At 72.7% G+C, this 22,139-nt stretch carries 17 protein-coding genes; 10 read left to right on the top strand and 7 right to left on the bottom strand.

The window, feature by feature from the left end:
• The first annotated feature begins 127 nt into the window (after positions 1–127).
• Positions 128–793 (top strand): Tat pathway signal sequence domain protein, encoded by a 666-nt coding sequence (locus ACZ3TS_RS26190; protein WP_467622341.1) that lies wholly within the window; start codon positions 128–130, stop codon positions 791–793.
• Positions 794–852: 59 nt separating this feature from the next.
• Here ACZ3TS_RS26190 and ACZ3TS_RS26185 read toward each other — a convergent pair whose 3' ends face one another.
• Complete coding sequence (locus ACZ3TS_RS26185; protein ID WP_467622338.1) at positions 853–1,776, bottom strand: lytic polysaccharide monooxygenase; 924 nt, start codon at positions 1,774–1,776, stop codon at positions 853–855.
• Positions 1,777–2,002: 226 nt separating this feature from the next.
• On the opposite strand from ACZ3TS_RS26185, the gene ACZ3TS_RS26180 reads away from it, so the two are divergent.
• The gene (locus ACZ3TS_RS26180) at positions 2,003–2,578 is read left to right on the top strand and encodes a hypothetical protein (RefSeq protein ID WP_467622335.1); all 576 of its coding nucleotides are present in this window, start codon (positions 2,003–2,005) and stop codon (positions 2,576–2,578) included.
• Positions 2,571–3,731 carry a damage-control phosphatase ARMT1 family protein gene (locus tag ACZ3TS_RS26175; RefSeq protein ID WP_467622332.1) on the top strand — a complete coding sequence of 387 codons (1,161 nt, stop codon included), beginning with the start codon at positions 2,571–2,573 and terminating at the stop codon, positions 3,729–3,731. The genes ACZ3TS_RS26180 and ACZ3TS_RS26175 overlap by 8 nt, the downstream gene beginning before the upstream one ends.
• On the opposite strand, the gene ACZ3TS_RS26170 is transcribed toward ACZ3TS_RS26175, so the two are convergent.
• Positions 3,724–4,989, bottom strand: coding sequence for a cytochrome P450 (locus ACZ3TS_RS26170; RefSeq protein WP_467622329.1), 1,266 nt, complete (start codon positions 4,987–4,989; stop codon positions 3,724–3,726). The two genes, ACZ3TS_RS26175 and ACZ3TS_RS26170, sit on opposite strands and share 8 nt — an antisense overlap.
• Positions 4,986–5,819, bottom strand: coding sequence for an alpha/beta fold hydrolase (locus ACZ3TS_RS26165; protein ID WP_467622326.1), 834 nt, complete (start codon positions 5,817–5,819; stop codon positions 4,986–4,988). Before ACZ3TS_RS26165 ends, ACZ3TS_RS26170 begins: the two co-directional genes overlap by 4 nt.
• 165 nt (positions 5,820–5,984) lie before the next feature.
• On the opposite strand from ACZ3TS_RS26165, the gene cyc2 reads away from it, so the two are divergent.
• Positions 5,985–8,156 (top strand): germacradienol/geosmin synthase Cyc2, encoded by a 2,172-nt coding sequence (cyc2, locus tag ACZ3TS_RS26160; protein WP_467622323.1) that lies wholly within the window; start codon positions 5,985–5,987, stop codon positions 8,154–8,156.
• A 59-nt stretch (positions 8,157–8,215) separates the two neighbouring features.
• On the opposite strand, the gene ACZ3TS_RS26155 is transcribed toward cyc2, so the two are convergent.
• The gene (locus tag ACZ3TS_RS26155) at positions 8,216–8,947 is read right to left on the bottom strand and encodes a CTP synthase C-terminal region-related (seleno)protein (protein ID WP_467622320.1); all 732 of its coding nucleotides are present in this window, start codon (positions 8,945–8,947) and stop codon (positions 8,216–8,218) included.
• Between the two features lie 95 nt (positions 8,948–9,042).
• On the opposite strand from ACZ3TS_RS26155, the gene ACZ3TS_RS26150 reads away from it, so the two are divergent.
• The 3 genes from ACZ3TS_RS26150 (at position 9,043) to ACZ3TS_RS26140 (ending at position 12,673) form a co-directional block, all read left to right on the top strand.
• Positions 9,043–9,924, top strand: coding sequence for a LysR family transcriptional regulator (locus tag ACZ3TS_RS26150; RefSeq protein ID WP_467622318.1), 882 nt, complete (start codon positions 9,043–9,045; stop codon positions 9,922–9,924).
• Between the two features lie 573 nt (positions 9,925–10,497).
• Positions 10,498–11,643: a M24 family metallopeptidase gene (locus tag ACZ3TS_RS26145; RefSeq protein WP_467622314.1), complete on the top strand. Its 1,146-nt coding sequence runs from the start codon at positions 10,498–10,500 to the stop codon at positions 11,641–11,643.
• 100 nt (positions 11,644–11,743) lie between these two features.
• Positions 11,744–12,673 carry a phosphotransferase family protein gene (locus ACZ3TS_RS26140; protein ID WP_467622311.1) on the top strand — a complete coding sequence of 310 codons (930 nt, stop codon included), beginning with the start codon at positions 11,744–11,746 and terminating at the stop codon, positions 12,671–12,673.
• A gap of 92 nt (positions 12,674–12,765) precedes the next feature.
• Here ACZ3TS_RS26140 and treZ read toward each other — a convergent pair whose 3' ends face one another.
• Positions 12,766–14,511, bottom strand: coding sequence for a malto-oligosyltrehalose trehalohydrolase (treZ, locus tag ACZ3TS_RS26135; protein WP_467622308.1), 1,746 nt, complete (start codon positions 14,509–14,511; stop codon positions 12,766–12,768).
• 171 nt (positions 14,512–14,682) lie between these two features.
• Between treZ and ACZ3TS_RS26130 the strand changes: the two genes are divergently transcribed.
• The 3 genes from ACZ3TS_RS26130 (at position 14,683) to ACZ3TS_RS26120 (ending at position 17,202) form a co-directional block, all read left to right on the top strand.
• On the top strand, positions 14,683–15,234 hold the full coding sequence (locus ACZ3TS_RS26130; RefSeq protein ID WP_467622305.1) for an FHA domain-containing protein: 552 nt from the start codon (positions 14,683–14,685) through the stop codon (positions 15,232–15,234).
• Between the two features lie 202 nt (positions 15,235–15,436).
• Entirely contained in the window at positions 15,437–16,762 is a 1,326-nt protein-coding gene (locus ACZ3TS_RS26125) for a M14 family zinc carboxypeptidase (RefSeq protein ID WP_467622302.1), read from the top strand.
• On the top strand, positions 16,759–17,202 hold the full coding sequence (locus ACZ3TS_RS26120; protein ID WP_467622299.1) for an SSI family serine proteinase inhibitor: 444 nt from the start codon (positions 16,759–16,761) through the stop codon (positions 17,200–17,202). The genes ACZ3TS_RS26125 and ACZ3TS_RS26120 overlap by 4 nt, the downstream gene beginning before the upstream one ends.
• 103 nt (positions 17,203–17,305) lie before the next feature.
• Here the strand turns inward: ACZ3TS_RS26120 and treY are convergent, their stop codons facing one another.
• Together treY and glgX are read right to left on the bottom strand one after the other, a co-directional pair.
• A complete protein-coding gene (treY, locus tag ACZ3TS_RS26115) occupies positions 17,306–19,657 on the bottom strand; it encodes a malto-oligosyltrehalose synthase (protein ID WP_467622296.1) in 2,352 nt (783 codons plus the stop codon).
• 69 nt (positions 19,658–19,726) lie between these two features.
• On the bottom strand, positions 19,727–21,838 hold the full coding sequence (gene glgX / locus ACZ3TS_RS26110) for a glycogen debranching protein GlgX (protein ID WP_467622293.1): 2,112 nt from the start codon (positions 21,836–21,838) through the stop codon (positions 19,727–19,729).
• Positions 21,839–22,139 lie beyond the last annotated feature (301 nt).

The following is a 22,139-nucleotide window of genomic DNA, read 5'->3' as shown; positions in this document are numbered from 1 at the left end:
CTGCCCGCGGACCGTCCTCGGTCCCCCCCGCTGTCGCTGCCGGCCCGTCGCGTACGGAGAAGGCGTCACGGGCCGGCAGCGGCACACATCACCCGCACACCCCCCACTTCGGAGAAGAGGCACCTCCATGCGTACGACCCGATCCCTGCTCGCCGTCGCCGTCGCCGTCGCCGCCCTCGCCGTGGCCACGGCCTCCCTCGCCTCCGCGGACGGCGCCGTGCTCACCACCGGCGGCGTGGGCGGCACGGCCGTCGCCGTCGGCGATGTCCTCAACGCCTCGCTGGCCAGTGGCACCGCGGCCACGCTCTACTCCAGCGCCACCGGCACCAGTGGCGTCTCCTGCAGCTCGTCGACGTTCACCGCCGCCGTCACCGACAACCCTGCCGCGCTCGGCACCGCCACCGAGTCGCTCACCGGCCACACCTTCGACAGCCGCAGCTGCACCAGCAACGTCACCGGTGTCCTGGGCGTCTCCAGCATCACCGTCGACAACCTGCCCTACACCACCACGGTCGCCTCCGACGGCACGGTCACCGCCACCCCGGCCGCCGGCTCCACCATCCAGACCACGGTCAAGCTGCGCACCCTGCTCGGCACCGTCACATGTGTCTATCAGGCCCCGAGCCTGACCGGCACGGCCGGCAACACCGACAACAGCATCGCCTTCACCGGTCAGCAGTTCACCAAGTCCTCCGGCTCCCCGCTGTGCTTCGGCAACGGCTACTTCACGGCGAAGTACGCGCCGGTCACCGACACCACGCAGGCGGGCAGCCCGGTGGTCCACGTCAACTGACGCGGCCCGGACCCGACGACGGCCGTTTCCGGGTCCCTGCGGAGCCGGAGGCGGCCGTCTCAGCCGCGTCTGCGGCGCAGCGCCAGGGCGGCGCCCCCGGCGAGCACCGCGGCGGCCGAGGCGCCGCCCGCCAGCAGCGGCAGGGACGGACCACTGTCGGAGCGGGGCGCGGTGGCCGCCGCCGGGGTTCCGGGCACCGAGGTGGCCGGGGCGCTCGGCGCGGGTGAAACGCTCGCCACCGGCCTGCTGGGCGACGGCGTGGGTGTGCTCGACGTGCCCTTGTGCGCGGCGGTGCCCGAGGCACCCGAGGCCTTGGAACTCCCCGAAGCGTTGGAGTCCCCCGAGGCGCCGGAGCTGCCGGACGCCGGGAACACCACGTCCGAGCACGAGTAGTACGTGTCCGTCGTGCTCGAGTTCTGCCAGATCGTGTACAGCACGTGGCGCCCCGACCGGTCCGCCGGGAGCTTGGCGCTGAACCGGTACGCGCCGTTCGTCAGCGGTGGGTCCGTCACCTGGGCGAACGGCGTCGTCGGGAGGTCGGACCAGGTCAGCGGCTTGGCGGGGTCGTAACCCTGTTTCGTCAGGAACAGCTTGAACGTGCCCGTGTGCGGGATCGTCGAACTGTAGGTGATCGTCAGCGAGGCCCCGGGGGTCAGCCGGGTCGACGGCCAGTCGGAGCGCGCCAGATCGAGCCCCTTGTAGGCGGGCAGGCCTCCGCTGCACAGCCGGCCGTCGGGGACGAGCTGCCGGTCCCTGCCGTTCACGCCGGCCACGCGCAGGTTGTCCCAGGCCGTGAACGGCGCGCCGCTCGCCGCGATCGCCGCCCGGCAGGCCGCGGTCGCGCGACTGCCGCCCTCGGGTGAGCACGCGAAAACCCGGCTGACCGGATGGGTGGGTGCCCCATGGGCGAGGGCGGGCGTCGCCGGCAGCAGTGTGGCCGCCACGGCGACGGCGGCCGCGGCGACGGTGCGGTGTGCGGTCATCCGGTGTCTCCAGGCACATCAAATGCGGCGGGTGCGTATCGAGGAGTACGGGGCTACGGCGGCACGCGTTCAGACACGCGACAGCCCCTTGACCGCGCGTCGGGGAGAGACGCACCGAGGGCAACCGGCGTGCATCGAGGGTTGGTTCTCGGCCGGATCGAGGGTTCCCCCCCGCGGGAAGCGGCCGGCCGACGAGAGCGGGTCGGCCGGCCGTTAGCGTAGGCCCATGGCAACGGAGAACGTCCCAGAGGCAGTCGAGGTGATATGTCCGGGCTGTGGTTCGGCCGGGGTGCGGGCGGTCCGGGAGATCTGCGCCGATCACGCGGCCATGCGTGACGGTCTGTCCGACCGGCTGGCCCGGACGCCGGGCGCCCCCTCGCATTTCGACGGATGCCTGCACTTCGTGGAGGGCATGCTGATGGCCGGCATCGGCGTCGCCCTCGCCTACAGCGGCATCGACAACGACAAGCCGCTCTACACGATCGGAGGGTCACTGCTCGCCGTGCTGCTGTTCGTCGGCACGATCTGGGCGGTCCGCGGGGAGGGCCGGGAGCGGGCGCTGGTGGCGGCGGGCGAACCCCGTGCCGACGCGCTGTGGCGATCTGCGTACTACTGCTCCGGATGCGCGTCGGTGTTCTGCCCGGGCGGCACTCCGTGGCAGGGTCTGCTGTCGCCGGAGCAGTTCAAGAAGTTCGTGTGGACCGAGGCCGGCTACGAAAGGCAGCTCGAGGAGCGGTTCAAGGACATGGAGCTGCCCCCCGGGATCCTGACCGGCCCTGGAGGAGCCCAAGACCATGCCTGACGCCCCCGTGATCCGCGCAGACGAGCCGGGCTCCTTCCCGCACGGTGTGCTCGCAGCACGGCATCCGGCGCTGATCCGCGCGGTGGGGGAGGCCTTTCCCTACGGCCCGACGCAGCGGCGTGCGCTCGAGGACCTGCTGACCAGCGCCACCGAGGGCGTCATCGAACCGCTCGGGACCGAGGACGACGAGCGGTGGGCGGCGTGGGGCGCCCAGGAGTACCTCGGCCGGTCCTGGTTCGAGGTGCCCTTCCTCTGGTCCGAGAGCTACTTCTACCGCCGGCTCCTCCAGGCCGTGGGTTACTTCGGCCCCGGCGCCTGGCGGGGCATCGACCCGTTCCGCCCCTTCAAGCTCGCCGAACTCGACTCGCCGGAGACGGACGAGGAGCTGGCGGCGCTCGACCGGCTCACGGAGCAGCCCCTCGACGAGCAGGCGCAGGCGCTGCTCCACGGCTCGCTGTGGGGCAACCGGGCAGACCTCGGCTTTCGCCTCTCCGCCCCCGGTGCCCCGACAGCGGTCAGCCGACTCGTCGCGGACGACAGCGAGGTGCTCTGGTCGCTGCTGCCGGCCGACACGGTCTGCCTGGTCGCCGACAACGCGGGCCGCGAGCTGATCCCGGACCTGCTGTTCCTCGACCATCTGCTCCGCCACGGGCGGGTGCGGCGGGCTCTGCTGCAGGTGAAGGCATACCCCTATTACATTTCCGACGCCACGACGGCCGACGTCGTGGACGCGGTGCGCCGGCTGACCGGCGCGACGGGCGCGGCAGCCGGTGCCGGGGAGCGCCTGTGGACGGCGATGGCCGAGGGCCGCCTCGAGGTCCGTGCGCATCCCTTCTCCTGTGCTCCGCTGCCGTACGCGGACATGCCGGACGACCTGCGCACGGAGTTCGCCGCCGCGGACCTGACGATTTTCAAGGGCGACCTCAACTACCGTCGTCTGGTGGGCGACCGGCTGTACCCGCCGACGACGTCGTTCGCGGAAACGACGGCCTGCTTCCCCGGCCCGGTCGCCGCGCTGCGCACCCTGAAGTCCGACGTGATCGTCGGGCTGGACTCTGCCACGGAAGCCGCCCTGGTCGCCGCCGAGGAGCAGCGTTGGCGCACGAGCGGCGCGCACGCGCTGATCCAGGTCAGGCCGTCACCCGTCAAGTGAGCTGCAGCGGGAGCGACTTGATGCCGTTGATGAAGTTGGAGACCAGCCGTCCGGGCGGCGCGGCGAGCCGCGGCGCGGGCAGGACCCGCAGGGCCTCTTCGTAGAGCGCGCTCAGCTGCAGCCGGGCGAAGTGCGCGCCGAGACAGACGTGCGGGCCGTCACCGAAGGAGACATGCGGGTTCGGCGTCCGGGACAGGTCCAGCCGGTCCGGTGCGGCGAAGACGCGCTCGTCCCGGTTGGCGGACGCGTGGAAGACGACCACCTTGTCGCCCGCGTGGATGCGTTGCCCGGCCAGCTCGGTCTCGTGGGTCGCCGTCCGCCGGAAGCTGAGCACGGGCGGATGCCAGCGCAACAACTCCTCGACCGTGTTGGGCAGTTGGTGAAGTCCGGCGCGCAGCTCCTGGTACGCCTCCGGGTGCTGCGCCAGCGCGAGCAGGCCGCCGGGTGCAGCGCTGCGCACGGTGTCGTTGCCCGCGATCGTCAACAGGAAGAAGAACATCTCCAGCTCGGAGCCGGTGAGTTCGGGGTCGGTGGCGAGCGTGGTCATGATGTCGTCGGCGGGGTGGTCCCGCTTGTACGCGGCGAGCTGCCGGGCGTAGGCGAACATGTCGCGCAGGGCCGCGGGCGACCGCGGATTGACGGGTCGGCCGCCGGCGTCCAGGAGCGGCTCGCCCGCCTCCTCCGGGTCCTGGTAGCCGATCACGCGCTGTGTCCAGTGCAGCAGCAGACCACGGTCCGACTCGGGCACACCGAGCAGGTCGGCGAGGTTGAGAACGGCGTAGTCGTCGGTGACCGCGGCGACGACGTCACAGGTGCCGTCACCGCCGCGCGCCTGGTCCAGGGCGCCCGCGAACAGGGTGCGGGCGCGGACGCGGGCGAGAGCCGCGAAGCGGTCGATGCGACGCGGAGTGAAGGCACGGCTGACCAGCCGCCTCAACCGGCCCTGAGCAGGCGGATCCTGATTGAGCATCATGCGTCGGATGAACGGGAGATCCTCGGACTCCGGGTCGCGGATCTGGGTGGCGCCGACGTACGAGGAGAACGTCGCCGAACCCTTGAGCACGCGCTCGACGTCGGCGTGCCGGGTCACCGCCCAGAATCCGGGCCCCGCCGGCCAGCCGAGCACCTCCGGCTCGTCCTGCCAGGCGACCGGGTGGTGATCGCGGAGGGTGCGGTACGCGGCGTGGGGAACCCCGTCGGCGTAGCGGCGCGGGTCGAAGACGTCGGGAACGGCCGGGGCACTCTCGCGGACGCTCACGCGCCGGAGCCTTCGGTGGCGTCGGCCTCCTCGAGCGCGGGGGAGGCGGTGCTCCGTTCCGTCCGGTCCGCGCGCAGGAAGTCCTCCACGGCCCGGATGAGGTCGAGCGGTGCCTCGTCCATGGCGTAGTGGCCGGCCGACGGCAGTTCGAGGAGCGAGCCGTGCGGATACCAGCGCAGCCACGTCTCGCGCAGCAGCCCGGCCGTCAGCGCGGGATCGAGCGCGCCCGCGGCGGCCAGTGCCGGCACGGTCGAGCCCGTGACCTCGGCGTGGAAGTCCTCCTGGGCCCACGAGTCCAGCCACGCCCGGAACGCCTTCGCGTCGCTGTGCGCCAGCGAACGCGCGACCATCCGGTCGAGCCAGGCGGCGGGCGCCCGGCCGCCGGTGGTGACGTCGATGATCACACGCCGGTTCTCCGGCTTGTGCGCGGCGTCCGCGAAGAGCTCCCACTGCTCGGCAGGCATCCGCAGCCCGGAGGCGGGCACGGGTGAGACCCCGACGATCCGGCGCAGCCGTCCGGGGGCGTGCGCCAGCAGCCGCTGTGCGACCGCGCCGCCCATCGAATGCCCGATCACCGAGAACCGCTCCCAGCCCAGCCGGTCGGCCAGGTCGATGAGGTCGGCGGCGGCCTCGGCGGTGCCGAACGCGCCGGCCGCGTCCTTCGCGGCCCCGTACCCGCGCAGATCCACCAGGGCGTAGGTGAAGGCATCACGGTCGAGATCCGGCAACACCGCCGCGTACGCGGCCCGGTCGGCGAACCAGCCGTGCACCGCGAACACCTTGTGGGCGCCGTCGCCGTGCACTTCATGAGGAAGCACGAAGGAGGTCATACGACCACGGTGGCGCGGGGCAGGTGGGTCGGCAAGGGGGCGTGCGGGGCGGGGGGCGGTGCCTTTCGGTGCCGAACCATGGGTTCCACGCCCCGATTTCACGCGATGGTGTGATCACGTTCCGTCCCGCGGATGCCGCGGCAGGGCCACGGGTAGGGCCCGGCCATGACGCAGCCGTTCGAACTCCCCCACTTCTACATGCCGTACCCCGCGCGGCTGAACCCGCATGTCGACGAGGCGCGCGCCCACTCCACTCAATGGGCGCGCGCGATGGGCATGCTGGAGGGATCCGGCATCTGGGAACAGTCCGACCTCGACGCGCACGACTACGGGCTGCTCTGCGCGTACACGCACCCCGACTGCGACGGTCAGACCCTCGCGCTCGTCACCGACTGGTACGTGTGGGTGTTCTTCTTCGACGACCACTTCCTGGAGGCCTTCAAACGCACCCAGGACCGCGAGGGCGGCAAGGCCCACTTGGACCGGCTGCCCCTGTTCATGCCCCTGGACCTGGCGACCCCCGTTCCGGAGCCGGAGAACCCCGTCGAGGCCGGACTCGCCGACCTGTGGGCGCGCACGGTGCCGTCGATGTCCCTGGACTGGCGCAGGCGCTTCGCTGTCGCCACGGAGCATTTGCTGGGCGAGTCGCTGTGGGAGCTGTCGAACATCAACGAAGGGCGGATCGCCAACCCCGTCGAGTACATCGAGATGCGCCGCAAGGTCGGCGGCGCGCCCTGGTCCGCGGGGCTCGTCGAGTTCGCCACCGCCGAAGTACCCGCCTCCGTCGTCACGTCACGGCCGCTGCGTGTGCTCACGGAGACGTTCTCCGACGGTGTCCATCTGCGCAACGACCTCTTCTCGTACCAGCGTGAGGTCGAGGAGGAGGGCGAACTCAGCAACGGGGTCCTTGTCCTGGAGACCTTCTTCGGCTGCGGCACGCAGGAAGCGGCCGACACCGTCAACGACATCCTCACCTCGCGGCTGCACCAGTTCGAGCACACCGCGCTCACCGAAGTACCTGCTCTCGCTCTGGAGAAGGGCCTCGCACCGGACGAGATCGCCGCCGTCGCCGCCTACACGCGGGGTCTTCAGGACTGGCAGTCCGGCGGCCACGAATGGCACCTCAGGTCCAGCCGCTACATGAACAAGGGCGCCCGCTCCAAGGGGCGGCCCTTCGGGCTCTCCGGGGTCGGCACGTCCGCTGCCGACGTGCGCGGGCTGCTCGCCGATGCCGGTGCAGAGAGGCTGCGCGCGTACACGCACGTCCCTTTCCAGCAGGTGGGACCCTCGCTGATCCCCGACTTCCTCATGCCCTACGAGGTGGAGCTCAGCCCCCATCTGGACGGCGCCCGCCGCCGCCTCACTCCCTGGATGCACCGGACGGGCATGCTCCAGGAGGGCGTCTGGGACGAGGACAAACTGGTGGCGTACGACCTCCCGTTGTGCGCGGCGGGCCTGGACCCCGACGCGACCCCAGAGGCGCTGGACCTCAGCTCCCAGTGGCTCGCCTGGGGCACCTACGGGGACGACTACTACCCGCTCGTCTTCGGCCACCGACGCGACCTCGCCGCGGCCAAGCTGTGCACGGAGCGGCTGTCGTCGTGCATGCCGGTCGACGGGGAGGGACTGCCCGTCCCCGTCAACGGCATGGAGCGCGGTCTGATCGACCTGTGGACGCGCACGACGGCGGCGATGACCCCCGAGCAGCGGCGCACGCTGCGTGCCGCGGTGGGCACGATGACCGAGAGCTGGCTGTGGGAGCTGTCCAACCAGCTCCAGAACCGCATCCCGGACCCCGTCGACTACCTGGAGATGCGCCGCGCCACCTTCGGTGCCGACCTGACCAAGAACCTGTGCCGCATGGGCCACGGCCCCGAGGTCCCGCCGGAGGTGTACCGCAGCGGCACGGTCCGCGCTCTGGAGAACGCGGCCGTCGACTACGCGATGCTGACCAACGACGTCTTCTCGTATCAGAAGGAGATCCAGTACGAGGGTGAGATCCACAACGCCGTGCTCGTCGTGCAGAACTTCTTCGGCTGCGACTACCCGACGGCCCTGCGCCTCGTGGGCGACCTCATGACCCAGCGCATGAGGCAGTTCCAGCACGTGGCCTCCCGTGAACTGCCCGTACTCTGCGACGACCTCGACCTCCCCGAGGAGGCGCGCGCGATCATGGACGGCTATGTCGTGGAACTGCAGAACTACATGTCCGGCATCCTGAACTGGCATCGAGGCTGCCACCGCTACGGCGCGGCCGACCTGGCCCGGCGGGCCCACCGTTTCGTGCCCGACCTGCCGCCGGCCGTCACCTGGCGGGTGGCGCCGGTGGCACGCTGACCGCATCCCGGGCCGACTCGCCGAACGCGACAGCCGCAACCGACAAGGGGGGTTCCCGGTCAGGCCACCCGCTCCCGGACGGCCGCGTGCTCCACCGCGGCCCGCGCGAGCGCCCGTAGGACCGGGTGCGGTTGCGAGCCGTCGCCGGCCAGCTCCGGCTGGAAGAGGGTGGCCAGGAAGAAGGGGTGGCCGGGGAGTTCGGCGATGCGCACATGGCCGTCCTCGTCGTGACCGCTGAACCGCAGCCCGTGCGTGCGCAGCGTGTCGAGGTGCCGGGAGGGTCCGTACGCGCAGAAGTACCGTTCGACCGTGCGCGTGGAGCCGATCACCGCATGGGCCAGCGAGTCCGGTTCGATCCGCACCGCCGCTTCGTGGCCCACCAGAGAGCAGGCGAGCGGTTCGATGAGGAGGTCGTCCGCACCGGGGTCGTTCTCGGCGTGCGCGACCCGGGTCAGACTGCAGACGGCGCGGGCGTACTCCAGGAGCGCGTGCTGGAAGCCGGCGCACGTGCCGAGGAAGGGGATGGCCTCCTCGCGTGCGGTGCGGATCGCGGCCAGCACCCCCGCCTCGCTGCGGTAGGGGCTGCCCGGCACCACCCACACCGCGTCGAAGCCGCGTACCGCGCCCTCGTCCCCGGCCTCTTCGGACGGGATCCAGTAGGCGTCGAGGACGAGCCGGTCGCGGTCGGCGAGCGCTTGCAGCAGCAGAGGGATGCGAGCGTGCGACACGACGTTGGGGGAGCGGTCGCCGACCAGGGCGAGACGGGCCGTGTGTGTGGTGTGGGCTGTCATGGGGACCATGCTGGGCGCGACCGCGGGTTCACGTCCAACGATGATTTCTGCACCATCGATAAGCAACCCTGATGCCGTAGGCGATGCTGGACGGCATGGACCCACATCTCCTGCGTACGTACGTCACCGTGGCCCGGCTCGCCTCCTTCTCCGAGGCCGCGCGCGAGCTCGGCTACACCCAGTCCGCGGTGTCGCAGCACATCGCCGCGCTGGAACAGGACCTCGGCGCACCGCTGCTGACCCGGCGTCCGGTCGCGCCCACCGCGGCGGGCGAACGACTCCTGGAGCACGCCGCACCGCTGCTGCTGCGGCTGGAGGCGGCCCGGGCCGACGTCGCCCGGATGGCGGACGCGCCCGCGCTCGGGGTGACGCTCGCGGCGACCCCCACCGCGCTCGGTGCACACGTCCTCGCCGCACTGCCCGCCGCGGGCGTCACGCTGCGCGTCCTCACCCGGGACGAGCTTCCCGCCGCGGTCGCCACGGGCGCGGCCGACCTGGGTGTGGTCGACGGGCTGGCCGCCCCCAGCGATCCGCTGCGGCTCCCCGATGTCGCGCCGCTGACGACCGAGGGCGCAGGGGAGGAGCCCGTGTGCGTCCTGCTGCCGACGGCCCATCCCCTCGCCGGACGCAGCGGGCTGCGGCTCGGTGACCTGGCGGACGCCCGCTGGCTGGACGCCCCGGACGCGGGCCTGCCGCTCGCCCAGCTGCGCACGGCGGCCGGCAGCCCGGGCTTCCGCCCCGCCCTGCGCTACGAGGGAACCGACCTGCGCACGCTGACCGCCCTGGCCGCCGCCGGCCACGGGCTGACCCTGCTGCCACGCTCGGCGGCGACCGGCGCACCCGGCACGGTCGCCGTTGCGGTGACGGCTCCCCGCGTGGTCCACCGGACCGAACTGGTGCACGGCGGGGCCCTGCGGGGAGCGGCGGCGACGCTGGCGGAGCGACTGCTCGAGCCGGTGCGGGGCGCCCAGGGGTGACCCGTCACGAGGCGGTCCCGTCTGACTCGTTCGGGGATCGTGGTGCACAGGCGCGCAGAGTGGAGCTCGGCCTCCGGCCGCGCTCTCGGCCTCGGGCTCGCGCCGCCCCTCGACCGCCACCGCCAGGAATCCCACCGGCTGCGGTTCGAGCCCACGACGGTCCCGGGCGGTCGGCGGTCGGTGTCACGGTGGTCGATGCTTCCGGCCGGGCCCTCGACGGAACGCACCCGGGCCTGGCCGCCGACCGCGCGAAGGCGGTCGCCGCCGTCACCCCCGCCGTGCCCCATGCGAACGGCGTCCGCCGTCACCTGACGGCGCCCCGTCACCTGACGGCGCCCCGGCACCTGACGGCGCCCCGGCACCTGACGGCGCCCCGGCACCTGACGGCGCCCCGGCACCTGACGGCGCCCCGGCACCTGACGGCGCCCCGGCACCGTCACCCGAGCCGTACCGCCCCCTGTCACCCGCGCCGGGCGGGCATCGGGGCCACCGTAATCGGCTCGCATCGGTCCCTGCGGAAGGGCAGGATGCTGCCCATAGACCCAGGGAGAATCCGGACCCGCGGAGGTATGGATGACCGGCACGCCCGCGCCCCCCGACCCGCGCGGTCCCGCGCCCTTCACCGCCGAGGACTACGCGGCCCGCATGCGGCGCGCCGCGGAAGCCGCCGACGCGGCCGGGCTCGCCGGGCTTCTGATCGCGCCCGGTCCCGACCTGGTGTGGCTCACGGGCTACCGGCCGGTGGAGACCGAACGCCTCACCCTGCTGGTCCTGCGGGCCGGACACGACCCCGTCCTCGTCGTGCCCACCCTGGAGGCGCCCGACGCGGCGGAGGCGGCCGGCGGGCCCGCACTGACGCTGCGCGACTGGACCGACGGCAAGGACCCCTACGAGGCGGCCGCTTCCCTGCTCGGGGCCCGCGGCCGCTACGGCATCAGTGACAACGCCTGGGCCCTGCACCTGCTCGGCCTGCGCGAACGGCTCCCGGACGTCGGCAACGTCGCGCTCACGCGCGCCCTGCCGATGCTGCGGGCCGTCAAGGACGCGGCGGAACTGGACCGGTTGGCGGCCGCCGGCGCGGCAGCGGACGCGACGTACGAGGAGATCCGGAAGGTTCCCTTCGCCGGACGCCGGGAGTGCGAGGTCGCCGCGGATCTCGCCGATCTGCTGCGCCGGTTCGGGCACGCGCAGGTCGACTTCACCATCGTCGCCTCGGGTCCCAACGGCGCCAACCCGCACCACGAGGCGGGTGAGCGTGTCATCGAGCGCGGCGACATGGTCGTCCTCGACTTCGGGGGCCTCAAGCACGGCTACGGTTCCGACACCTCCCGCACCGTCCATGTCGGTGAACCGACCGACGAGGAGCGCAGGGTGCACGACCTGGTGCGTGAGGCCCAGGAGGCGGGCTTCCGGGCGGTCAGGCCGGGCGCCGCCTGCCAGGATGTGGACCGGGCGGCCCGCGCGGTCATCGCCGACGCCGGGTACGGCGACCGCTTCGTCCACCGCACCGGGCACGGTATCGGCGTCACCACCCACGAGCCGCCGTACATGATCGAGGGCGAGGAACAGCCCCTCGTCCCCGGCATGTGCTTCTCCGTGGAGCCCGGCATCTATCTGCCCGGCCGCTTCGGGGTCCGCATCGAGGACATCGTGACGGTGACCGAGGACGGCGGGCGCCGTCTCAACAACACGTCACGTGAGATGGCGGTGGTCGACTGAGAGGGCAGCGGCCGACCGGGCCACGACCGCGAGGCGGCGACGGTCGGCCGACCCGGCACCAGGAGCCCCAGCACGCACCCGAGACGACAACGGCGCGATCATGACCCAGGCACCGACACCGACGGCGGAGACCGTACGCCGACTGGTCCGTTCCCTGCTCCCCGACGGCGACGGACCGATGGTGACGCCCGTGGCCGAGGGCGGCGCGCACGCCACCTGGTGGGTCGGGGCACGCCATGTTCTGCGGCTGGCCACCGACCGGGACGCCTCCGCGCGTCAGCGCCGCGAACTGCGGCTGCGCGTCCTGGTGCGACCGCACGTGGGGATCGCGGTGCCGACGAGCGTGGCGCACGGAGAGTGGGCCGCCGGCCTCGCCTACACCCTCGACACCCGGCTGCCCGGCGCCACCGGTGAGGAACCGGCCATCTCGGCGGTCGGCGAGGCGGACCTCGCGGCGCTGCTCACGGGGCTGCGTGAGGTGCCCGTGCGCCAGGCCGAGGCGCTCGGCGTCCCACACGTTCCGCCGCGCTCCCTGGAGTCGCTGCGGACGGCCGCAGCGAGCGCCGCCGGGCGCCTGGCCAAGGACGAGGACGACGAGTTCGACCCCGCCCGGGTCGCCCAGCTCACCGCGCCCGCCGCCCGCCAACTGGCCGTCCAGCCCGGCGCCGCCTTCCTGGTGCACCACAACCTCAGGGGCGAACACCTCGTGGTCAGCGACGACGGACGGGTGCGCGGCGTGCTCGGCTGGACCGACGCGATCATCGGTGACCCGGCCGAGGACATCGCCGCACTCGCCGTCGCCGTGGGTGCCCCGGCCGCGGTGCGCGCCGCCACCCTCGCGGGCTACGGCGCCCGCCCCTGTCTGCGTGGCCTGTGGCTCGCCCGCTGCGACACGCTCGTCCGCCTCGCCGACGGGCTCGAGGGCCGTGACGGCATGCCGCCGCCGGTCCTGCGCGCCCGGGTGCGGCGCGCCTGGGAGCCGATCCTGCTGGAGCGGGTCACGGAACTGCCGGATGAGGAGACGCCGTAGGGGCGGCGGCCCCGTGGGCCCACGCGCACACGCTCGCGTGTGCGCAAGCGTGTGAGCGCCCCAGAGCCGCCGAGCCGTGCCACCGGCGCCGGTCACTGCTGCGTCAGCACCACGCACGACTCGGCCGGCAGGCTCAGCACGCCCTCCTCGTCCGGTGGCTGCACCGGCTCCCACGCGGCCAGTACGCGCGCGTGGCGGATGCCGAGGGGGATCCGGGCCGGCTCCTTGGCGAGGTTCACCGCGACCCGGACGTCCCCGCGGCGGAACGCGAGCCAGCGGGCGTCCTCGTCGTGGGCGACCTTCACGTCCTCGAGGTCGGGGTCCGAGAGGTCGGGCTGGGCACGGCGCAGGGCGATCAGCTCCCGGTACCAGGCCAGTACGCGCGCGTGGAGGTCGTGTTCCGGCTCGGACCAGTCGAGGCAGGAGCGTTCGCGGGTCGCCGGGTCCTGGGGATCGGGCACGTCCTCCTCCGCCCAGCCGTGCGCGGCGAACTCCCGGCGCCTGCCCCGCCGTACGGCTTCGGCGAGTTCGGGATCGGTGTGGTCGGTGAAGAACTGCCAGGGTGTGCCCGCGGCCCACTCCTCGCCCATGAACAGCATCGGTGTGAACGGGGCGGTGAGCACCAGGGTCGCCGCACATGCCAGAAGCCCGGGGGAGAGGGACGCCGACAGCCGGTCCCCCTGGGCGCGGTTGCCGACCTGGTCATGCGTCTGGGCGTAGCCGAGCAGGCGGTGCGCGGAGACTCGGGTGCGGTCCAGCGGGCGGCCGTGCCGTCGGCCCCGGAACGTCGAGTACGTGCCGTCGTGGAAGAACCCGGCCGTCAGGGTCTTGGCGAGGGCCGCGAAGGGAGCGCGCGCGAAGTCCTCGTAGTAGCCCTGCGATTCACCCGTCAGGGCGGTGTGCAGCGCGTGGTGGAAGTCGTCGTTCCACTGGGCGTGCACTCCGAGGCCGTTGTCTCCGCGCGGGGTGATGACGCGCGGGTCGCCCAGGTCCGACTCGGCGATCAGGAACAGCGGCCTGCCCACCTCGGCGGCCAGCGTGTCCACCGCCGACGACAGGTCCTCCAGGAAGTTGATCGCGCGGGTGTCGCGCAGTGCGTGCACCGCGTCCAGGCGCAACCCGTCGAGCCGGTAGTCGCGCAGCCAGGCCAGCGCGCTGCCGATCAGATACGCACGTACCTCGTCCGAGCCCGGCGCGTCGAGGTTCACGGCCGCGCCCCAGGGCGTGTGATGCGTCTCGGTGAAGTACGGGCCGAACGCGGGGAGGTGGTTGCCGGAGGGGCCCAGGTGGTTGTGGACCACGTCCAGCACGACCCCGAGGCCGAGTTCGTGCGCCCGGTCGACGAACCGTTTCAGCGCGTCGGGCCCGCCGTAGGGCTCGTGCACCGCCCACAGACTGACGCCCTCGTATCCCCAGCCGTGCCGCCCCGGGAACGGACACAGCGGCATCAATTCGACGTGCGTGACGCCCAGTTCGGCGAGATGTCCAAGCCGCTCGGCCGCCGCGTCCAGGGTGCCCTCGCGGGTGTACGTCCCCACGTGCAGCTCGTACAGCACCGCGCCCGGCAGACCGCGTCCCGCCCACTCGGCGCGCCAGGCGTACCGCCCCTGGTCCACCACCGCGCTCAGCCCGTCGGGACCGTCCGGCTGCCGGCGTGAGCGCGGATCGGGCAGTACGGGACCGTCGTCCACGGCGAATCCGTACTGTGTGCCGTCGTAGGCCTCGGCGTCGCCGGTCCACCACCCCGCACGCTCCGGATCGCGCGCCAACGCGTGCGCGGCGCCGCCGCAGTGGAGCGTCACCCGGGCGGCCTGTGGTGCCCACACCTCGAACTGCACGGACGGTTCCCCCTCGTCTGCTCATCGTGATGTAGCGCGTCCATGGTGCGTCAAACGAGATCAATTCGCCGTCGAATCCACCCTTTTGACACACGGAACCGCTCCGACGGCGGCCGTGGCCGTCTTTGCGTTTTCTGGACACTCCGGCCCGGCTGACCGACAATCACGTGCGTGACGTCGTCCTTCGAGTTCCACACGTACCCCGCGCGGCTCTCGGACGCCGAACGCGACAGGGCGCTGAAGGTGCTCCGCGACGGCGTCGCGCTGGGGCGTCTGTCGCACGACACGTTCCTGCGGCGCATGGAGCTGGCGCTGGTCGCCCGGCAGCCGCACGAGCTGGCCGCGCTCACCGCCGACCTGCCCACCGAGAAGCGCTGGGCGCGGATCGTGTTCGGGACCGTCGAGGCGGTCTCCGGGTTCACCGTGCGGCTGCGTCGCGCCTGGCAGGCCGAGCGGCTGCCCAAACTGCTGCTGCCCAACCCGGGCAGCCCCTATCCGCTGCGGATCGGCCGCGATCCCGCGAGCGGTCTCAGGCTCAGTCACGAGACGGTTTCCCGGGTGCATGCCGAACTGCGGCGCCAGGGCGGTCTGTGGGTGCTGCGCGACCTCGGCTCGACCAACGGCACGACCGTCAACGGCCGTCGTGTGATCGGTGCGGCGATCGTCCGTGACGGCGATCTGGTCAGCTTCGGAACGATGATGTTCCGGCTGGCGGCTGAGTAACCGGCCACACCTCGGTCTGTCGCGCCGGAGCGCGGCCCGCCGCCGGAACTCCGTCCCGCCCCCGGCCGAACTCGCCACGCGTCCGCGGTGTTGACGTACCCTCCGAGCCGTGACTGACTGTGCGTACACCATGTACATCTGGTGAACCGACGGCACCACATAGTGGAGGTGTGCCCTGCCGCCACTCCTCCGCTACCCGACCGTGGACGAACTCGGTGCCCGTGCCGCCGCGCTCGTCGCCCGCCGTCCGCGCGACGCCCGACTGCGCCGTGCGGGCACGTCCCGGGGCGGTACCCCCCTGTGGCTGCTCTCCGTCGGCCACGGGAGCCGCCACGCCCTCGTCGTCGCCGGACCGCACGCCAACGAACCCGTCGGCGGCGCTACGGCGCTGCGCCTGGCCGAACGGGCGCTGGCCGATCCCCGGCTCGGCGCGGGAGCCGACACCACCTGGAACCTGCTGCTGTGCCTCGACCCCGACGGCGCACGGCGCAACGAGGGCTGGCTGTCGGGCCCGTACACCCTCGGCCGGTACTTCCGGCACTTCTTCCGCCCCGGCTTCCTCGAGCAGCCCGAATGGCTGCCCGACGGCGCGGACCGCGCCGCCCTGCCCGAGACCCGCGCCCTGCTCGACCTCCAGGACGAGCTGCGGCCCTTTTTCCAGTGCTCCCTGCACGGCGTCGACGTCGGCGGCGGCTTCGTCGAGCTGACCCGCGATCTGCCGGGCATGGCCCAGCGGCTCGCCCAGACCGCGGCCCGGCTCGGCATCCCGCGCGAACTCGGCCCGTACGACACCCTGTACTGGCCGACCCTGGGGCCCGCCGTCTACCGCATCCCGCCGCCCCGCCGCGGCGACCTCGCCGCGGCGATCACGGAGGCCGCGGTCGAGTCGACCTGGTTCCATCCGCACCGCTACGGCACCGTCACGGCGGTCGTCGAGGCACCCATGTGGGGTGTGGCGGCCGTGGAGGACGGCTCGCCGCCCCCCGACGCCGAGGCGGTGCTGCGGACCGTCAGCCGGACGCTGCGGAGGGACACGGGCCTTCTGGAGGGCTTCCTGGCCCGCATCCGCCCCCACCTGGGGGGCGTCCCGGACGCCGCCCGGCTGCTCGCCCCGGTCGACGACTATTTACTGGTCGGTCCCGGCCTCGCCGACTCCTGGGATCCCGACACGTACGGCACCGGGGAGCGGCCGCTGCCGCCGCTCGACTCCGCCCGGCTGACCGCCCTCGGCATCTCCGGCCGCCGGGTCGCGCTGCGCACCGCCGGACTGCTGCACCAACTCGCCCGGGCCGCGGGACGCGAGGCGGCCGACGTGCTGCCGGAACTCGACGGGTTCATCGACGAGTGGTGCGCCGACTACCGCGACGGCTACGGGGCGCGCTGGATCCCGGTCGCACGGCAGGCCGAGTACCAGGCGCGCGTGGTGCTCGCCGCGTTCGAACTCGCCGGGCGGTTCGCGCCCGTGCGCTCCCATTCGGGTGAGTCCGGCTGGGGTCAGGGAGCCGCGGTGCCGATGCATACGGAATGACCAAGACGACCCTGGCCGTGCGCGGCACCCTGCTCGCCGCGGCCGCCCTGCTCATCGCGGCGCCGGCCTCGGCCATGCCCCGGCCGGCCGGCACCGGGAACTGGCTCTATCTGACCGTCACCAAGGGCGACACCCGCTCCAGGGACATCCGCGGCACCCTCCTGATGTGCAACCCGCCCCAGGGGCACGCACGAGCCGCCCGTGCGTGCGCGGAACTCGCCGCCGCCCAGGGGGACATCCGCCGCATCCCGCCCGAGAACGTGTACTGCCCCATGATCTACGCCCCCGTGACCGTGTCCGCGCGCGGCGAGTGGAACGGCCGTCAGATCGACTACAGCCACACCTTTGCGAACGCGTGCGACCTGGAGGCGAGCACGGGGGCGGTCTTCGCCCTGTCGGACCAGGAGCAGGACAGCGCGGTGCCGGGCCTGCCCCACTGATCCGCTCCCCGCGCGCGGGTGCCGACAACGGCGAACGCGCTCGGGGCCGGTGCGGTCCACTTCCGGCGAGTGGGGGATGCCCGGACGTCGGCCGGGGCCCCGCTCACTCCCCGCCGACCCGCTCCAGCAACGCCACCGGCAGCCGGGCGAAGAGGTCCTCCACGCGCGTGTGGCCCTCGAGCTCCCGGTCCGGAGCGAGCACATCGGCCCACCGGCCCGGTGGCAGCGCGAGCGACGTGTCGCGCCAGCCGCCCGCCTCGGCCAGCCGCAGGGACAGCCGGGTGACCGCCGTGAGGACCTCCCCGGAGCGCACGAAGGCCACACAGTGCGCGGCGCCCGGGCCCTCGGCCGTGAGCGGCGCGTATGTCCCCGAGGCGCCGAAGACCTCCGGGCGCCGTCGGCGCAGGCGCAGCGCGGCCCCGGTGAGGTCCGCCTTGTCGGAGGCCGCCTCCTGCGCTGCGAACGGCCGGCGGTTGTCGGGGTCGACCAGCGCCCGGTACTCGCCCTCCGTGCCCTGGTAGGCGTCCGGCACACCCGGCATCGTCAGATGGACCAGAGCGGCCCCCAGGACGTTCGCGTGGATGTGCGGCGCCAATGCGTCGCGGAAGTGCGACACGAGCCGGCCCGGGGCGCCGCACGGCCCGCCCGCGACGAACGCCGCCACCGCCTCCTCGTAGGCGGGGTCCTGCTCGGTCCACGTGGTGTGCAGCCCTGCCTCCCGGACGTGCTTGAGGAGCGCTCCTTGGAGGCGCTCCTCGGCCGCCCGGCCCAGCCCGAAGTACGTCTGCCAGGCCGCCCAGACCAGGTGCGGGTCGGGCGCGCCGCCGCTCGCGCCGGTCACCTCGGCCAGCACATCGGCCCAGCGCCCGGGGCACTGTGCAAGCACCGAGACCGCCGCCCGCACATCGGCGCTGCGCTTCGTGTCGTGCGTCGACAGCACGGTGCCGGTGCCGGGCCAGTCGCGCTGCACGCGCGCGCAGTACGCGTGGAAGTCCTCCGGCAGGACGGCCGGGGCACCGGGTTCGCCGCCCACCTCGTTCGCCGACAGCAGCGGCACATACCGGTAGAACGCCGTGTCCTCCACGGACTTGGCCCGCAGCGCCGAAGCCGTCTGCGCGAACCTGGTACGGAACTCGGTGTGCCCGGGCCCGTCACCGGCCCGTCCCAGCACCAGATCCCGTACCACGTCCACCGCATGCGCTTCCTCCGGCACCGAGAACGCGGCACGGGCCCCGGCGGCGGCCTCCTCGGTGACGACCGCGGCGGCCTCCGTGGAGGTGTACGGCCGGTACACCTCCAGGCGGACCAGGAGCTCGCGAAGCGCGGTGCGCAGCGCCCAGGGCGCGTGGTCGCGCAGGGCCGGGTCCGGGGAGGTGGCGCACAGGCTGCTCGCCACGCGCGTGAGGCGGTCCACCTCGGTGGCCAGCTCGTGCGTGACCACCTCGTACGCGGCGCGTCGCACGGTCGGGCCCCAGAGGCCGCCGCGGTCCTGAGGCGGGGCCGCGAACCGCCGGTAGTGGCCGAGCAGCTCGGCGGCGCCCGCCGGATCCGTGAAGAGCCCGTCCACCTGCCGCAGCGCGTCGTACCCCGTGGTGCCCGCGACCGGCCAGGCGGCGGGCAGGTGCTCGCCGGCCGCGAGGATCTTCTCGACGACCGTCCAGCGGCCGCCGGTGGCCTCGTGCAGGCGGCGCAGATAGGCGTCCGGGTCGGCCAGACCGTCCGGGTGGTCCACCCGCAGGCCGTCGATCACGCCCTCGCCGAGCAGCCGCAGAAGCGTGCCGTGCGTCGCCGTGAAGACCTCCGGGTCCTCCACGCGCACCCCGATGAGCTCGGAAATGCTGAAGAACCGCCGGTAGTTCAGCTCCGTGCGGGCCAGCCGCCACCACACCGGCCGATACCACTGGGCGTCGAGCAGCTCCGGCAGCGGCAGCGACTCGGTGCCCGCGCGCAGCGGGAAGACATGGTCGTGATAGCGCAGGACGTCCCCGTCGACCTTCAGATGCCCGAGCTCCTCGCCGAGCCGGCCACCCAGCACCGGCAGCAGCAGCTGCCCGTCCTGCGCGTCCCAGTCGAGGTCGAACCAGCGCGCGTACGGCGACGCGGGGCCCTCGCGCAGCACCTGCCACAGGGCGCGGTTGTGGCGCGGGGAGGCGGCCATGTGGTTGGGCACGATGTCCACGACCAGGCCGAGCCCGTGCTCCCGCGCCGTGCGCGCCAGGGACCGCAGTCCCGCCTCGCCACCCAGTTCGTCCCGCACGCGCGCGTGGTCGACGACGTCGTAGCCGTGCGTCGATTGGGGGACGGCCTCCAGGACGGGTGACAGATGCAGATGCGAGACGCCGAGGGCGGCCAGATACGGCACGGCCGCCTCTGCCGCGGCGAACGTGAACTCGGGCTGCAGTTGGAGCCGGTACGTGGCCGTGGGCACCGCCGGGGCGGGAGGCTCAGGTGTCATGGGAACCTACGTACCCGCCCCGCCGCCTTTCGTGACACGGACGCGCCGTCGCGCGCCGGCAGGCCACGCCTAGGCAGGCCGCTGCAGCACGGTCAGGCTCCGGTCCACCAGCGTCAGCCGTCCTCCCGCCTCGATCTTCGTACCGGTGCCCGGCGTCACCCCCTCGGGGACGGCCGTGTCGACGATCACCTGCCACTGGCGTCCGTGGTCGACCGGCACCACGAACTCCAGGGGCCCCGGCGAGGCGTTGAACATCAGCAGGAAGGAGTCGTCGCCGATCCGCTCCCCGCGCGGGCCGGGCTCGGAGATCGCGTTGCCGTTGAGGAACACGGTCAGCGCGCCCGCCTGCGCCGACGTCCAGTCCCGCTGGGTCATCTCCTCACCCTGGGGGGTGAACCACGCGATGTCGGACAGCTCGTCGTACGTGCCCTGCACCGGACGGCCGTGGAAGAAGCGGCGCCGGCGGAAGACCGGGTGATCGCGGCGCAGCCACACCATCGCGCGTGTGAACTCCAGCAGATCGCTGACGTCGTCCTCGGGCCACTCCACCCAGGACAGCTCGTTGTCCTGGCAGTACGCGTTGTTGTTGCCCTTCTGGGTACGTGCGAACTCGTCTCCGTGGCTGAGCATCGGCACGCCCTGGGAGAGCATCAGCGTGGCGATGAAGTTCCGCATCTGCCGCGCCCGCAGTTCCAGCACCGCCGGGTCGTCACTCTCGCCCTCGGCCCCGCAGTTCCAGGACCGGTTGTAGCTCTCGCCGTCCCGGTTGTCCTCGCCGTTGTCCTCGTTGTGCTTCTCGTTGTACGAGACGAGGTCGTGCAGCGTGAAGCCGTCGTGGCAGGTCACGAAGTTGATGGAGGCGAGCGGTCGGCGGCCGTCGTCCTGGTAGAGGTCCGAGGAACCGGTCAGCCGGGAGGCGAACTCGGCGAGCGTGCGCGGCTCGCCGCGCCACAGGTCCCGGACGGTGTCGCGGTACTTGCCGTTCCACTCGGTCCACAGCGGCGGGAAGTTGCCCACCTGATAGCCGCCCTCACCCACGTCCCACGGCTCGGCGATCAGTTTCACCTGGGAGACCACCGGGTCCTGCTGGACCAGGTCGAAGAACGACGACAGCCGGTCCACCTCGTGGAACTGCCGCGCCAGCGTCGCCGCCAGATCGAAGCGGAAGCCGTCCACGTGCATGTCGGTGACCCAGTAGCGCAGCGAGTCCATGATCAGCTGCAGCACGTGCGGGGAGCGCATCAGCAGGGAGTTGCCGGTCCCCGTGGTGTCCATGTAGTACCGCGGGTCGTCCGTCAGCCGGTAGTACGAGGGGTTGTCCAGACCCCTGAAGGAGAGCGTCGGGCCCAGGTGGTTGCCCTCGGCGGTGTGGTTGTAGACGACGTCCAGGATGACCTCGATGCCTGCCTCGTGCAGCGCACGGACGGCCGACTTGAACTCCAGGACCTGCTGGCCGCGGTCGCCCCAGGAGGCGTACGCGTTGTGCGGGGCGAAGAAGCCGATCGTGTTGTAACCCCAGTAGTTGCTCAGGCCCATGTCCACCAGACGGTGGTCGTTGACGAACTGGTGTACGGGCATGAGCTCCAGCGCGGTGACACCTAGCTCGGTCAGGTGTTCGATGATGGCCGGGTGGGCGAGTGCCGCGTAGGTGCCGCGCAGTTCGTCGGGGAGCGCAGGGTGGCGCATCGTCAGGCCCTTGACGTGGGCCTCGTAGATCACCGTGCGGTGGTACTCGGTACGCGGCCGGCGGTCGTCGCCCCAGTCGAAGTAGGGGTTGATCACCACGGAGGTCATGGTGTGCGGCGCCGAGTCCAGGTCGTTGCGCTTGTCGGGGGCCCCGAAGGGGTAGCCGTACACCTCCTCGCCCCACTTCACCGTGCCGCTGACGGCGCGCGCGTAGGGGTCGAGCAGCAGCTTCGCCGAGTTGCAGCGCTGCCCGCGGTCGGGGGCGTACGGGCCGTGGACCCTGAACCCGTACCGCTGCCCCGGCATCACCCCCGGAAGATACGCGTGACGTACGAACGCGTCGGTCTCCCGCAGCTCCACCGCCGTCTCCGAGCCGTCGTCGTGCAGCAGACACAGCTCGATCCGGTCGGCGGCCTCCGAAAAGACCGCGAAATTGGTCCCGGCGCCGTCGTAGGTGGCGCCGAGCGGATACGCCTCTCCAGGCCAGACCTGCATGGATACGACTCTCCCAGTTGTCCTGGCCCCCGGGGGGCGCCTTGTCGCCGAGTCTCCCCGAAAGTGAGGGAACCTCCTATGACTTACCTCCCTCTCGGCGGCCGACCAGTGCATACCCGGTATCCGCGGCCCCCGCGCATGTGTGCGCGCGGCGGTGCGCCGCCGTCGGGGCAGGGTGGTGGCAGGTGCGGCCATTGCGGTGACGGAGGCCGCCCTGACGGCCGTGGTCCCGGTGCCGCCCGTGGGTCAACGGGCAAGACGTCCACTCACCCTGTGGTGCGGGTCAACGAAGGTTTTCACC

This window comes from Streptomyces sp. NPDC022910, assembly GCF_055561075.1.
Note: the sequence above shows the minus strand (reverse complement) of the source record. Positions and strands in the feature narration are given on the sequence as shown.